Source organism: Caballeronia fortuita (assembly GCF_001544835.2).
In the GTDB taxonomy this organism is placed as follows: Bacteria; Pseudomonadota; Gammaproteobacteria; order Burkholderiales; family Burkholderiaceae; genus Caballeronia; species Caballeronia fortuita.
In genome coordinates this window covers 61105-74534 of the sequence record NZ_FCNX02000014.1, presented here as the reverse complement: position 1 = coordinate 74534, position 13430 = coordinate 61105, and the positions used below count along the sequence as shown (strand labels likewise).

14 protein-coding genes are annotated in these 13430 nt (G+C 63.9%); 7 read left to right on the top strand and 7 right to left on the bottom strand.

All coding sequences use genetic code 11. From position 1 onward, the window contains the following. Window positions 1-8: 8 nt before the first annotated feature. Window positions 9-539: a DUF6515 family protein gene (locus AWB77_RS24805; RefSeq protein WP_061137109.1), complete on the top strand. Its 531-nt coding sequence runs from the start codon at window positions 9-11 to the stop codon at window positions 537-539. A gap of 67 nt (window positions 540-606) precedes the next feature. On the opposite strand, the gene AWB77_RS24800 is transcribed toward AWB77_RS24805, so the two are convergent. Genes AWB77_RS24800 through AWB77_RS24790 form a run of 3 tightly spaced genes read right to left on the bottom strand, consistent with a single transcriptional unit; the run spans window position 607 to window position 3549 of the window. Further along, complete coding sequence (locus AWB77_RS24800) at window positions 607-1923, bottom strand: MFS transporter (RefSeq protein ID WP_061137108.1); 1317 nt, start codon at window positions 1921-1923, stop codon at window positions 607-609. Between the two features lie 40 nt (window positions 1924-1963). Further along, the gene (locus AWB77_RS24795) at window positions 1964-2707 is read right to left on the bottom strand and encodes an SDR family NAD(P)-dependent oxidoreductase (RefSeq protein WP_061137107.1); all 744 of its coding nucleotides are present in this window, start codon (window positions 2705-2707) and stop codon (window positions 1964-1966) included. Continuing rightward, window positions 2704-3549, bottom strand: a complete 846-nt coding sequence (locus tag AWB77_RS24790) for a fumarylacetoacetate hydrolase family protein (protein ID WP_061137106.1) — start codon at window positions 3547-3549, stop codon at window positions 2704-2706. Before AWB77_RS24790 ends, AWB77_RS24795 begins: the two co-directional genes overlap by 4 nt. 133 nt (window positions 3550-3682) lie before the next feature. Here AWB77_RS24790 and AWB77_RS24785 point away from each other — a divergent pair, with 133 nt between their 5' ends. Beyond that, window positions 3683-4621 (top strand): LysR family transcriptional regulator, encoded by a 939-nt coding sequence (locus AWB77_RS24785; protein ID WP_061137105.1) that lies wholly within the window; start codon window positions 3683-3685, stop codon window positions 4619-4621. 39 nt (window positions 4622-4660) lie between these two features. Here the strand turns inward: AWB77_RS24785 and AWB77_RS24780 are convergent, their stop codons facing one another. Beyond that, window positions 4661-5092 carry an OsmC family protein gene (locus tag AWB77_RS24780; RefSeq protein WP_061137104.1) on the bottom strand — a complete coding sequence of 144 codons (432 nt, stop codon included), beginning with the start codon at window positions 5090-5092 and terminating at the stop codon, window positions 4661-4663. A gap of 170 nt (window positions 5093-5262) precedes the next feature. On the opposite strand from AWB77_RS24780, the gene AWB77_RS24775 reads away from it, so the two are divergent. Next, a complete protein-coding gene (locus AWB77_RS24775; protein ID WP_061137103.1) occupies window positions 5263-6603 on the top strand; it encodes an NAD(P)/FAD-dependent oxidoreductase in 1341 nt (446 codons plus the stop codon). A 140-nt stretch (window positions 6604-6743) separates the two neighbouring features. Then, a complete protein-coding gene (locus AWB77_RS24770; protein ID WP_061137102.1) occupies window positions 6744-7397 on the top strand; it encodes a DsbA family oxidoreductase in 654 nt (217 codons plus the stop codon). Between the two features lie 16 nt (window positions 7398-7413). On the opposite strand, the gene AWB77_RS24765 is transcribed toward AWB77_RS24770, so the two are convergent. The 3 genes from AWB77_RS24765 to ypfJ all read right to left on the bottom strand — a co-directional run bounded on the left by AWB77_RS24765 (window position 7414) and on the right by ypfJ (window position 10547). Then, entirely contained in the window at window positions 7414-8313 is a 900-nt protein-coding gene (locus tag AWB77_RS24765) for a flagellar brake protein (protein ID WP_061137101.1), read from the bottom strand. Between the two features lie 165 nt (window positions 8314-8478). After that, window positions 8479-9507 (bottom strand): lipopolysaccharide heptosyltransferase I, encoded by a 1029-nt coding sequence (waaC, locus tag AWB77_RS24760; protein WP_061137100.1) that lies wholly within the window; start codon window positions 9505-9507, stop codon window positions 8479-8481. A gap of 161 nt (window positions 9508-9668) precedes the next feature. After that, the gene (gene ypfJ / locus AWB77_RS24755; RefSeq protein ID WP_061137099.1) at window positions 9669-10547 is read right to left on the bottom strand and encodes a KPN_02809 family neutral zinc metallopeptidase; all 879 of its coding nucleotides are present in this window, start codon (window positions 10545-10547) and stop codon (window positions 9669-9671) included. 347 nt (window positions 10548-10894) lie between these two features. Between ypfJ and AWB77_RS24750 the strand changes: the two genes are divergently transcribed. From AWB77_RS24750 to AWB77_RS36490, 3 genes are read left to right on the top strand one after another with little or no spacing between them, the layout of a single operon-like run. Further along, a complete protein-coding gene (locus AWB77_RS24750) occupies window positions 10895-12292 on the top strand; it encodes a cytochrome ubiquinol oxidase subunit I (RefSeq protein WP_061137098.1) in 1398 nt (465 codons plus the stop codon). A gap of 4 nt (window positions 12293-12296) precedes the next feature. Next, window positions 12297-13298 (top strand): cytochrome d ubiquinol oxidase subunit II, encoded by a 1002-nt coding sequence (gene cydB, locus AWB77_RS24745; protein WP_061137097.1) that lies wholly within the window; start codon window positions 12297-12299, stop codon window positions 13296-13298. Then, window positions 13276-13413: a hypothetical protein gene (locus AWB77_RS36490; protein ID WP_167354180.1), complete on the top strand. Its 138-nt coding sequence runs from the start codon at window positions 13276-13278 to the stop codon at window positions 13411-13413. The genes cydB and AWB77_RS36490 overlap by 23 nt, the downstream gene beginning before the upstream one ends. Window positions 13414-13430 lie beyond the last annotated feature (17 nt).

Genomic DNA, 13430 nt, shown 5'->3' with positions numbered 1-13430 from the left:
TCGTTATCATGAATGTGAAAAATATCTGGGCGGCGGCGGTCACGGGGCTGATCGTCGCGGGCGTCGCGCCGACGGCAAGCGCGTTTCAGGTTCGCGGCGGCGCGCAAACGTCAGTCAACAGCGGTGAAAGGCAGGCCGCGCACGAAACCAATGTCGCAACCCGGCAGGCCAATCGGACCACGCGCGAGGGCAATCGCCAGAACACGGTTCAACAGGTCAGTTCGAACCGGACGAATGCGGCGGAAAATATCAGCAACAACCGGATGAACGCGGCGCAGAACATCAGCAATAACAATCACGGCTGCTGCTACAACAACGGAAGCTGGTACAACGATCACCCGGTCGCGACCGCAGCGGCCGTTACGACGGCTGTGGTAGCGACGGCGGCAGTGGTCGGATCGATCGTTCACACCTTGCCGCCGAGTTGCTCAGCGGTGAACGTGAACGGCGTGACATATCAGCAATGCGGCTCGACGTGGTATCAGCCGCAATACTCCGGCACGACCGTGCAATACGTCGTGATCAATCCGCCGCACTGATCCGCGTCGAAGGAAGCTCCAAGGGCTGAATTCCGGCTACAGGAAATTCAGCCCATGACCGCGCGCGTCACGCGCTTCCGCTCTCCCGGAAGTAGAGACGACGCGGCAAACCCCACACGATCAACATCGCGCCGAGCAGGCACGCGAACGCAATCGCGTAGAGGCCGGGCGTCGCGCTGCCGGTCATCGTCTTCACCTTGCCAACCATGTACGGGCTGATGATCCCGCCGAACTGCCCGACCGAATTGATGAGCGCGATACCGCTCGCCGCCGCGATGCCGGTCAGAAAACGCGTCGGCAAGATCCAGAACAGCCCGAGCGACGTGATGATGCCCGTCGCCGCGATCGTGAGACCGATCACGAGCATGACCGTATTGCCCGGGAAGAAGCCGCACAGCGCGTAGCCGATCGTTCCCGCGAGCGCGCACGCGCCGAGATGCCAGCGCCGTTCGCCCGTCCGGTCCGAGTGCCTGCCGATCAGAATCATGCCGATGCCCGCGACCGCGTAAGGCAGCATCGAAATCAGGCCGATCATGAACGGATCGCTGGTGCCGGCGGTTTTGACGAGCTGCGGCATCCAGAAGACGAGCCCGTAAATGCCCATCGCCAGGAACAGATAGATCACCGCCATCACGAGCGTGACGGGCTCGCTGAGCGCGGCCTTCAGCGAATGCACTTCGCCGACTTTCGGATCGCGGGCGAGTTGTGTTTTCAGCGCGCGCTTTTCATCGGCGTCGAGCCATTTCGCGTGATCGATATCGTCATCGACGAACGCGAGCACGACGAAACCGAGCAGCACCGACGGAATGCCTTCGAGCAGAAAGAGCCATTGCCAGCCGGGCATGCCGTTGAGACCATCGCAGAACTTCATGATCGCGCCCGAGAGTGGACTGCCGATGATCCCGCACAGCGCGATCGACGCCATGAAGAACGAGTTGATGCGCCCGCGCCGCGACGATGGAAACCACTTCGTGAAGAAGTACAGCGCGCCCGGCACGAAGCCCGCTTCGAGCGCGCCGATCAGAAAGCGCAGCACGTAGAACCACGTTTCGGTGCGCACGAACATCATGCACGCCGACGCGATGCCCCACGTAATCATGATGCGCGCGATCCAGCGCTTCGCCCCGACGCGATGCAAAACGATATTGCTTGGCACTTCGAACAAGAAGTATCCGACGAAGAACACGCTCGCCCCGAAGCCGTACATTGCGTCGGAGAAGCCGAGTTCGCTTTGCATCTGCAGCTTCGCGAAGCTGATGTTGATGCGGTCGAGATACGAAAACACGAAGCACGCGACGAACAGCGGCACGAAGCGCCAGAACACCTTGCGGTAGATCTGCGCGTCGTCGAGCGCTGCGTCGCGCGGGGCGGCGATGGAATCCACGTTGCTTGTCTCCTTGCTTGTTATGTGTGTGCCGCGAGTGTCAGTAAGTCGCGCGCCCTCCGGACAGATCGAACACCGCGCCCGTCGTGAACGAGTTCTCCGACGACGCGAGGAACGCGACCATCGCGGCGATTTCATTCACTTCGACGAAGCGCCCGCGCGGAATCTTCGAGAGCATGTAATCGATGTGCTCCTGCTTCATCTGCTCGAAGATCTTCGTGCGCGCAGCAGCCGGCGTAACGGCATTGACCGCGATATCGAGCCCCGCCGTTTCCTTGCCGAGACTCTTGGTCAATGCGATCACGCCCGCCTTCGCCGCACTGTACGCCGACGCGTTCGGATTGCCTTCCTTGCCCGCGATCGACGCGATATTGACGATGCGACCATAGCCACGCGCGATCATCGTTTTGACGACGGCCTGATTGACATGGAACGCGGCGTTGAGATCGACGTCGATCACGCGTGACCATTCTTCCGGCGCGTAATCGGCGACCGGTGCGTTCGCGCCTGCGATGCCCGCGCTGTGCACGAGCACGTCGATCCGGCCGAGGCTTTCCAGTGTCCTCGACGCGGCTTTGCCGACGGCATCGCGATCGGTCAGATCGACGAGCACGGTTTGCACGTCGCCCAGACGCGCGCGTGCTTCGGACAACGCGCCTTCATCGCGATCCCACAGCGCGACGCGCGCGCCGCCTTCGATGAGCCGCTGCGCGACCGCAAACCCGATGCCCTGCGCGCCGCCCGTCACGACAGCCGCGCGATCCGTGAAGTCGTATCGATTCATGCGTCCACCGTGCGTTGCTGTTGAACGCCCAGGCCTTCGATGCCGAGACGCATCGTCTGGCCCGCGCGCAGATAGACCGCTTCCGGCTTCTGTCCCATGCCGACGCCCGGCGGCGTGCCGGTCGAGATGACATCGCCCGGTTGCAGGCTCATGAAGCGCGACAGATACGCGACAATCTCGCCGACATTGAAGATCATCGTGCTCGTGTTGCCGTTCTGATAGCGCTTGCCGTCGACTTCCAGCCAGAGCGGCAGCTTGTGCGGATCGGGCACTTCGTCGGCGGTCACGAGCCACGGACCGATCGGCCCGAAGGTATCGCAGCCCTTGCCCTTGTCCCAAGTGCCGCCGCGCTCGATCTGATACTCGCGCTCGGAAACATCGTTGATGACGCAATACCCGGCGACGTGGCTCATCGCGTCGGCTTCGTCGATATAGGCGCCGCCACGGCCGATCACGACACCGAGTTCCACTTCCCAATCGGTTTTCTTCGAGCCGCGCGGAATACGCACGTCGTCGTTCGGCCCGACGACCGCCGAGAGCCACTTGTTGAACACGACTGGCTCCGACGGCACCGGCAGATTCGACTCCGCCGCGTGATCGGCGTAATTCAGCCCGATGCAGATGAACTTGCCGATGCGTCCGACACACGGCCCGATGCGCTCGCCCGCAGGCACGACCGGCAGTGTCGATACATCGAGCTTCGCAAGACGCGCGAGCGATTCGGGCAGAAGCGCATCGCCCGCAATATCGCCGATGACGCCGGACAAATCGCGGATCGCGCCATTGGAATCGAGAAGGCCGGGCTTTTCGCGGCCGGGAGCGCCGTATCGCAGCAGCTTCATGAGGCGGTCAATCCTTGAACGTGATGAACGGAACCCACAATGTAGAGAACGCTGCACGGCTTGAATAATGAAAGCTGCTGCCGTGCCGATAACTTTCCGTTATCTTCTCGTTGTCCCCTAGCCGCTCACGTTCATGCTGCCGAATGCCGATTCCATCGCCGCGCGCCTGCGCCTGAAGCAACTGCGTCTTCTGATCGCGCTCGACGATCATGGCTCGCTGCATCGCGCCGCCGACGAAATGGCGCTCACGCAACCCGGCGCGACCAAGGCGCTGCGCGAGATCGAAGCAACGCTCGGCGCGACGCTTTTCACGCGCTCGGCGCAAGGCATTCAGCCGAACGAACTCGGGCGCTGCGTGATCCGCTATGCGCGGCTGATTTACATGGACGTCGCGCATCTGCGCGAGGAAATGGCGGGAATTCTGCAAGGCACGGGCGGACGGCTCGCGATCGGCGCGATCACGGGCGCGGTCTCGGGCGTGCTCGTCGATGCACTCGCGCGCCTGCGCGAGCGTCAGCCGGCGTTGACTGTCGAAGTGGTCGAGGACACGAGCGCGCGACTGCTCGCGCTGCTCGATCAGGGCCGGCTCGATGTCGCGATCTGCCGCGCGAGCGTCGCGCGCCAGCCGGACCATTATCACTACGTCGAGCTGCGCGACGAACCGCTCGCGATCGTCGCGGGTGTCGCGCATGCGCTCGTCGATGCACCGCGCGTCGAACTGAGCGAACTCGCGTCGAGCCGATGGATCGTCTATCCGGCGATCATGCCGATCCGCAGTCTCTACGAACGCGAGTTTAAGGAAGCGGGCCTGCCGCTGCCTGTGCATCCGATCGAAACGGCATCGACGATCACGACCGTTCTGCTGCTGCAACGCGACCCGACGCTCGTCGCAATGATGCCGCTCGACATGGCGATGTTCCTTTCCGCGCACGGTCTCGCGAAGCGCCTCGCGATCGAAGTCCGTTCGCGCACGGAGCCGTATGGCTTGGTGACGAGAAAAGGCGCGTCGTTGCCTGCGCCCGCGCGTCTCATCATCGAGGAACTCACGCGCGAAAAAAACGCGGACGGGTGAAGTGCCCGTCCGCGTTTTCTGTTTCGACTGCCGCGCCGATTACGACACGAGTTCGGCGTTCAGCGTGATCTTCGCGTTGCCCGCGAACAGTTTCGACACCGGGCAGCCTTCCTTCGCGGCCTGCGCGGCCTTGTCGAATGCGGCTTTGTCGGCGCCGGGAATCTTTGCCTTCAGATCGAGCTGGCAGGCGGTGATCGTGAAGCCGTCGCCGTCCTTGTCGAGCGTGACCGTCGATTTCGTTTCCAGACTCTCCGCCTTCATGCCCGCCATTTCGAGTTGCAGCGACAGGGCCATCGTGAAGCAGCCCGCATGCGCCGCGCCGATCAGCTCTTCCGGATTCGTGCCCGGACCTTCCTCGAAACGCGACTTGAAGCCGTACGGCGCTTCGTTGAGCACGCCGGTTTGCGTGGAGATGAAACCCTTGCCGTCCTTGATGCCGCCGCTCCATTTTGCCGATGCTGTCTTTTGCACGAGAGTTCTCCAGAAGATGAATTGGAACCGACGAATTCGCACGCGCCGTGCCCGGTCCGGCGCCTTTCCAGATCGGGCGCTTGCATCGTAGCCGATCGCACGAGCGCATGCAGAGCGCCTGCGCATTGGACTATCATCGCCCGTTCGCGTTAAACACAACATCACACCATATGGGTCCTCCTACCGAACGCATCACCGAAGACCGCACGCTTCCCGCTCACGTCGATGTCGTCGTCGTGGGCGGCGGCGTCATCGGCATCAGCACGGCGCGCGCACTCGCCGGGAAAGGGCTGTCCGTCGCCGTGTGCGAGAAGGGCTATATCGCCGGCGAGCAGTCGAGCCGCAATTGGGGATGGTGCCGCGCGACGCATCGCGATTTGCGCGAGCTCGAACTGAGCCTCGAAAGTCTCGAGCTCTGGCGGCGCATCGATGCGGAACTCGGCATCGACACGGGCTATCGCGAATGCGGCATCCTCTACGCCGCCGACGACGCCGAAGCCCTCGCCGATCACGAAGCCTGGCTCGCCCGCGCCGTCGCGCTCGTCGGCCGCGACGCGCTCGATTCGCGCATCACGTCGCCCGATGAAACCGGCGCGTTGCTGTCGGGCACCTCGCGACGCTTCGCGGGCGGCATCTACACACCGGGCGATGGCCGCGCCGAACCGCAACGCGCCGTGCCTGCGATGGCAGCCGCGTTGCGCGAGCGCGGCGTGAAGGTGCTCACGCCGTGCGCGGTGCGCGGCATCGAAACGAGCGGCGGCAAGATTGGCGGCGTCGTCACCGAATACGGGCGCATCCGCTGTTCGAGCGTGGTCGTGGCGGGCGGCGCCTGGACGCGCTACTTCGCGGGCAGCCTCGACGTCGACGTGCCGCAGCTGATGGTGCGCTCGTCGGTCATGCGCACCGCGCCGCTCGACGGCGGGCCGGACGTGAGCGCGTGCAATCAGGAAATGGGTTATCGCAAGCGTCTGGACGGCGGCTATTCGATCGCCAATGCCTTCCACAGCTATCACGACATCACGCCGGACAGCTTTCGCCTGCTTGCCAAGTTTTTGCCCGCGCTCAAGAGTCAGATCGGCTCGATCAAGCTCGGACTCAATGCGCACTTCTTCGAAGAACTGCGCCGTCCGCGCCGCTGGCCGCTCGATCGTCCGACCGCCTTCGAAACCGCGCGCACGCTCGATCCCGCGCCGGTCGAATCGTTCAACGCCGCGGCGCTGAAGGAATTCCGCGCGCTTTTTCCGATGCTCGGCCGCGTGCACATCGAACAGACGTGGGCCGGTTACATCGACGTCACGCCGGATGCCGTGCCGGTCATCTCCGGCGTCGATGGCAAGCCGGGACTTTTCATCGCGACGGGATTCTCGGGACACGGATTCGGCATCGGGCCAGGCGCGGGCCAGTTGATGGCGGATCTCGTCGCGAGCGACGCGCCGCTCGTCGATCCGCGCGCGTTCCGGCTGTCGCGCTTCTTCGACGGCTCCAGGATCGAGATCGATGGCGGCTTCTGATGCGCGGCGCGGGCCCGGCGCGCGGGCGGCGGCGGCCCGCACGCGCTAACATACCGGTTTTGCGGATGTCGCTGGAAACGCGACATCCGCCCGGTTCAGTCAAACGGCGCACACACGCGCCGTTCGCTTTTGAGGCTCACATGGCATCCACGTCCGTTCTTTATATCGACGTCTGGTCGGACTTCGCGTGTCCGTTCTGCTATCTCGAGACACCCGTGCTCGATCAGTTCCGCAACGCTTACGGCGATGCGGTCGAAATCCGCTGGCACGCGTTCGAATTGCGCCCCGAGCCGACGCCGCTCACCGATCCGAACGACGAGAAAATCGTCGAATCGTGGGAGAACTCGGTGCGCCCGCTCGCGGAAGAACGCGGCGTGACGATGCGCATGCCGCCGGTCACGCCGCGCAGCCGCAAGGCTTTCGAGACGGCCATGTTCGCGCGCGAATCCGGCCGTTTCGATCTCGTGCATCGGGCGATTTTCAAGGCGTATTTCGAGGAAGGCATCGATATCGGCGATACCGACGCGCTGCTCGACATCGCGGCGACCTGCGGCGTCGATCCGGAAATGCTCGAAGAAGCGCTCGATGACGGCACGTACACCGATCTCGTCATCGAGGACGAAGACTTCGCGAAGAAGCTCGGCGTGACCGGCGTGCCGTTCGCCGTGCTCTCGCGCGAGCCCGCGCCCGGTCAGGAACCGCCGCCGCCCATCGCGCTGCGCGGCGCCGCGCCGATCCAGCACTTCGAAGCGGCCGTCGAGCGCCTCTTCCCCGACGGCTTTCCGGGCGTCTGAAACGCCTCGCAGCCGTCTAGCTGTGCTCGGCCATGAACGACTTCAGCGCGATCCGCTGCGACGGCTCCAGCGTTTCGAATTCGAGTCCGTAGGCCGCGCTGCCGTCGGACGGATCGGCATTGCCTACGTGCCGCACGATCGCGACCGTCTCGATGTTCACTGCTACGCCATCGGTCTTGAACTGAAACGAGAGTTGCAGACGGTCGCCCATATGCGCGGCCGCATTCGGAGCCGTCAGCGACATCCCGTACGGGCTGATATCGCTCACGCGGCCCAGTTGCCGCGCGCCAGGTCCGCCCTCGACGGCGAAATGCGCAGCGAGCCGTGTCGGCATCCGCGCGAACTTGCGCGTGCGCAGGCGGCGGATCGCGCCCGGCGCCGACAACACCGCGTAATCGAACGGTTCGCGGCAAGTCGCGTCGACGGTGCATGCGAAGCGGAACACGCCCCGCCCCGTCAGCGCGACGAGATCGACCTGCTCGCCGAGCGTGAGATCGAGCGGATCGAATCCGGCCATCAAGGGTTGTGTCACGAATAGCGAGCGCTCGCCTTTGCGGCGGGGCGTCGAGAAGCCGATCACGCGGCTCGCGTACATCGCTGATCCTGTGCCGCCGGTGCCGCGCAGTCCGACCCGCGCGCCGATGGTGAGACCGATATCCTCCAGCGTCAGCGGCCCGTCCCTGGCGGCTTCTTCCTCCAACACGTGCGGCGCGGGCTCGCGAATGGCACGGTGCGGCTCGAAATGGCGGAACATGAACTCGAGCGCCGGCGCATCCGGCACGATAGCGCCCGCGTCGAAGAGCAGCGCGCCGTCGGCCGCGACGATCGGCCATTCGAGCGACACGCCCAGCGGAATCTCGGAAGGTTCGAGGCGCGTCAGCGACTGACGTGCTTCTTCGGCGATTTGTTCGGTCATCTTATCGGACGATTCTTAGGTATTTCCCGCAATCGTCGTGCTTGCCGAGTTCGCCGTCAAGTGTCATGTGGCAACTTTTACGTTAGCGCACTGATATATCGGTCCAGATATTACACTCCTACCGCACCGCCGGCCGTGCGATCGAGGTTTATGCGCATAAAAGTTCTACGAGATAACGCCCTTGGCGACCGGCACGGCGGTTTCGGCGGAACGCGCAGGCGTATTCGACGATGCATCCGTCACGCTCTCGATGGCGGCCAGCACGCGCGCCACGTCGGGCGGCGCGCCCTCTTCGCCGATCGATATCGATCGCCCCGGGTCGCTCACGCCGAAGTGCTCGCGCGAAGTCGCGGCGAACAGCATGACGGTGCGACGCTGCAGCGCATGCGCGAGGTGCACGAGTCCGGTATCCGTGCCGACGACCAGTTCCGACGCCTCGATCCAGTGCGCGCATTCGACGACGGAAAGCTTCGGCAACACGATCGCGCCCGGCACCAGCGCCGCGATCGCTTGCGCCTCGGCCTGCTCACGTTCCGTTCCCCACGGCAGCGCGATCGAGTGACCGCGCGCGGCGAGCCAGCGTCCGACTTCGCCCCAATGTTCCTGTGGCCACTTCTTCACATCCGCCGAAGTCGCGTGAAACAGCATTGCGATGCGCCTGTCGCGCGGAATGTTCAGATCGCGCGTGGGCGCGGGCAAGCGGATGTTGTAGTCGGGCGTGTCTTCGAAACGATAGCCGAGCGCGTCGGCGACGCTCACGCGCATGCCGCGCCACGCGTCGGTGAGCGGACGCGGCCCGAAGCGCGCGTTATACGCGAATGCCGCGCCGCGTTCCCCGAGATCCTTGTTCAGATAGCCGTAGCGCCGCCGTCCGCGTGCGATGAAGGCGATGATCGCGCTCTTGTAGACGCCGTGAATGTCGACGATCACATCGTATTTCTCCGCGCGAAGCTCGCCGATCGACGCGCCGATCTCCTTCAGATCGTTCCAGTTCCGCGCCTTCTTGAACTTGCGCAAAGGCGCGCTCAGCACGCGGTCGACGCCCGGATTCCAGCGGATAATGTCGGCGAAAGCGGCGTCGGCGGCCCAGTCGATTTTGGCGGAGGGAAACGCGCGCCGCAGATCGGAAACGACCGGTAGCGTCTCGACGATATCGCCGAGCGACGTGACTTTGACGATCAGAATTCGCTTCATGGAAGATACGAGAGTGCTCCGGGCGCGCTGAAGCGAACCCGGAAACGAGCGATTCTAATAAATTTGAGAAGAACGCACTGTCAGCGTTTGTAAGCAACGCAGCGACGTCTTCGAGAATAGCTCAATTCAACCGGCCAGTCGCCGCGTTGCGCGGCGGCCGGTCAGAGCGAACGCGACGAGAACGTGTCGCACTGCGCAACGTCGCCGCTCGACATGCCGCGCCGCAGCCAGCGCTGGCGTTGCTCGCTCGTGCCGTGCGTGAACGCCTCGGGCACGACGCGCCCTTGCGATTGCTGCTGCAGGCGGTCATCGCCGATGGCGGCGGCGGCGTTCAATCCCTGCTCGAAATCGCCCGGCTCGATCAGCTTCGCGTTATCACGCTGCGCAACGGCGGCCCAGACGCCCGCGAAGCAATCCGCCTGCAATTCGACGCGCACCGACAGCGCGTTCGCCTGCTCGCGCGTGAGACGCGAGCGCGCCTGATCGACCTTGTTCATGATGCCGAGCACGTTCTGCACGTGATGCCCGACTTCATGCGCGATCACATACGCCTGCGCGAAATCGCCGCTTGCGCCGAAGCGGTCGCGCAACTCGCGATAAAACGACAAATCGATGTACACCTTGCGGTCGTTCGGGCAATAGAACGGCCCCATGGCCGCCTGTCCCGTTCCGCACGCGGTCTGCGTGGCACCCGAGAACATCACGAGGCGCGGCGCCGGATAGTCCTGATTGAACTGCGCGCGAAAGATGTGCTGCCACGTCTGTTCCGTATTGCCGAGCACGCGACGCACGAAGACCGCGCCAGGATCGGTCGCCGGTTGCGCATTGCTGGGCGCGGCCTGCTGCTGCGGCGCGTTGCCGTGCAGAACCTGGGCACCGTTGATGATCGTCATCGGATTGATGCCGAAGAAATACGACGCCGCAAGCGCCACGACGATCGTGCCGATGCCGATCGATCCGCCGCCCATGCGAAAGCCGCCTCCGCCACCGCCACGCCGGTCTTCGACGTTCTGACTTTCTTGTTGGTCATCGAGGCGCATGATGCTTCTCCTTCCCGCTCGCGCGACGCGCGTGTGCAAAAGTCATTATGGTACCGGGCGCATCGCACGTCTCGTGCCGGCGGACCGTAAAACTTCTTTTCGAGCCGACCAATGACCGACTGCGACACAGTGCGGTCGATTGTCGCGAAAGCGGCTGCGCGCACTTGCCGCACCGCACTAAATCGCCGTCTCGAAAACCCAGGCGAATCAAACCGATGAAGCGCTCAAGCCCTTGAAACTGCGGCATTTGCGCGCAACGAAAGTTCGCTGACGCAGCGCAACACTTTCTCGAAATAACGCTAAGCTCCGGCCCGTCACATAGCGTGAATATCAAGGCACAAGTCATCATGCATTCGACTCCCGAAGCACTCGATCTGGCGCGCATCCAGTTCGCGTTCACCGTCTCGTTTCACATCATCTTCCCGGCGCTTTCGATCGGACTCGCGAGTTTCATCGCCGTTCTCGAAGGCGCGTGGCTCAAGACCGGCAAACCCGTCTACAAGGAACTGTGTCTTTTCTGGTCGAAGGTCTTCGCTGTCGCGTTCGGCATGGGCGTCGTGTCGGGCGTCGTGATGGCTTACGAATTCGGCACCAACTGGGGCGGCTTTTCGAGCTTCGCCGGTCCCATCACCGGTCCGCTGCTCACCTATGAAGTGATGACCGCGTTCTTTCTGGAGGCGGGCTTCCTCGGCATCATGCTGTTCGGCTGGCACAAGGTCGGCCCGAAGGCGCACTTCGGCGCGACGCTGATGGTCGCCATCGGCACGCTCATCTCCACGTTCTGGATTCTTGCGTCCAATAGCTGGATGCAGACGCCGCAGGGCTTTCGCATCGAAGGCGATCATGTCGTGCCGGTCGACTGGTGGGCGATCATTTTCAATCCGTCGTTTCCGTACCGGCTTGCGCACATGGCGATCGCGGCGTTCATCGTCGCGGCGCTCGTCGTGGCCGCGACCGGCGCGTGGCATCTGCTGAAAGGCCGGCGCGATCCGGCCATCAAGAAGATGTTCTCGATGTCGCTCTGGCTGCTGCTCGCGCTGACGCCGATCCAGGCGCTCGTCGGCGATGCGCATGGTCTCAACACGCGCGAACATCAGCCGGCGAAGATCGCGGCGATCGAAGGCATCTGGGAAACGGAGAAAGGCGGCACCGCGCTCAATCTCTTCGGCATTCCCGACATGGAGGCCGAGACCACGAAATACGCCGTGCAGATCCCGCATCTCGGCAGCCTGATCCTCACGCATAGCTGGGACGGCGAGATTCGCGGCCTCAAGGAATTCCCGAAGGAAGACCGGCCGAACTCGACGCTCGTGTTCTGGAGCTTTCGCGTAATGGCGGGGCTCGGCGTGCTGATGATCGCGATGTCGTTCGCGGCGTGGTGGCTGCATCGCAAGCGCAGGCTATTCGATGCGCGATGGTTCCATCGCTTCGCACTCGCGATGGGCCCGAGCGGCTTCGTCACGCTACTCGCGGGCTGGGTCACGACCGAAGCCGGGCGTCAGCCTTGGGTGGTGTACGGCGTGATGCGAACCGCAGATGCCGTGTCCCCCGTCACGGCGCAACAGGTCGGCGTGTCGCTGCTCGCGTTCGTGATCGTCTACACGATCGTTTTCGGCACCGGCATCTACTACTTGCTGAAGCTGTTGCGCCACGGGCCCGCGCTGCCGGGCGCGCCGGAACATCCGTCCGACGGCAGCGCGCGGCGTCCACTCAGCCTTCCGCAACAGTCCATCGAAGGAGCATAAGAACATGGACCTCACGCTCGCCTGGGCCGCGATCATCGCGTTCGGCCTCTTCCTTTACGTCGTGCTCGACGGCTTCGACCTCGGCATCGGCATTCTCTTTCCGTTCTTCCCGGATCAGCACGACCGCGACGTGATGATGAACACCGTCGCGCCCGTCTGGGACGGCAACGAGACGTGGCTCGTGCTCGGCGGCGCGGGACTTTTCGCCGCCTTCCCGATGGTCTATTCGACCGTGCTCTCCGCGCTGTATCTGCCGCTCGTGCTGATGCTCGTGTGCCTGATCTTCCGGGGCGTGTCGTTCGAAATCCGCGCGAAGGCGCAGCGCACGAAGCATATGTGGGACCTCGCGTTCATCGGCGGATCGGCGGGCGCGACGTTCTTTCAGGGCGTGGCGCTCGGCGCGTTTCTCGGCGGCATTCCCGTCGCCGATGGCCGCTTTTCCGGCGATGCCTTCGGCTGGTTCTCGCCGTTCTCGATCTTCACGGGCGGCGCGCTCGTCATCACCTATGCGCTGCTCGGCGCGTGCTGGCTGATCGCAAAAACCGAAGGCGACCTGCAGCGGCGCCTGTATCGCGTCGTATGGCCGTTGACGCTGCTGCAACTCGCGACGATTGCCGTCGTCAGCATCTGGACGCCGCTGCAGGACGCGGGCATCGCGTCGCGCTGGTTCGATTCGCCGTGGTTCTATCGCATGTTGCCGGTACCGGTGCTCGTCGCCGCGTGCGCGTGGGCGATGCGCCGCTCGATTCGCTCGCGTCACGAGAAACGGCCGTTCGCGATGGCGCTCGGCTTCGTGTTTCTCGGCTACTCGGGTCTCGTGCTGAGCGTGTCGCCGCACGAGATTTTCCCGGGCGTATCGATCTGGGATGCCGCCGCGCCCCGTTCGAGCCAGCTCTTCACGATCGTCGGCGCGGCGGTGATTCTGCCAGTGATCGTCGCGTATACGACGCTAGGCTATTGGGTCTTCAGAGGAAAGGTGCGTCATGGCGAACATCACTACCATTGAGCGCGCGAGGAAGCTGTTCTGGTTCGTCGCGTTGTGGATGGCGGGCGTCGGCGGCGCGATGCTGCTCGCGCTGCCGTTCAAGCTGCTCATCAAGGCGGGCGCGGCGATTCATTGAGCGCCGCGCGCCGTTCA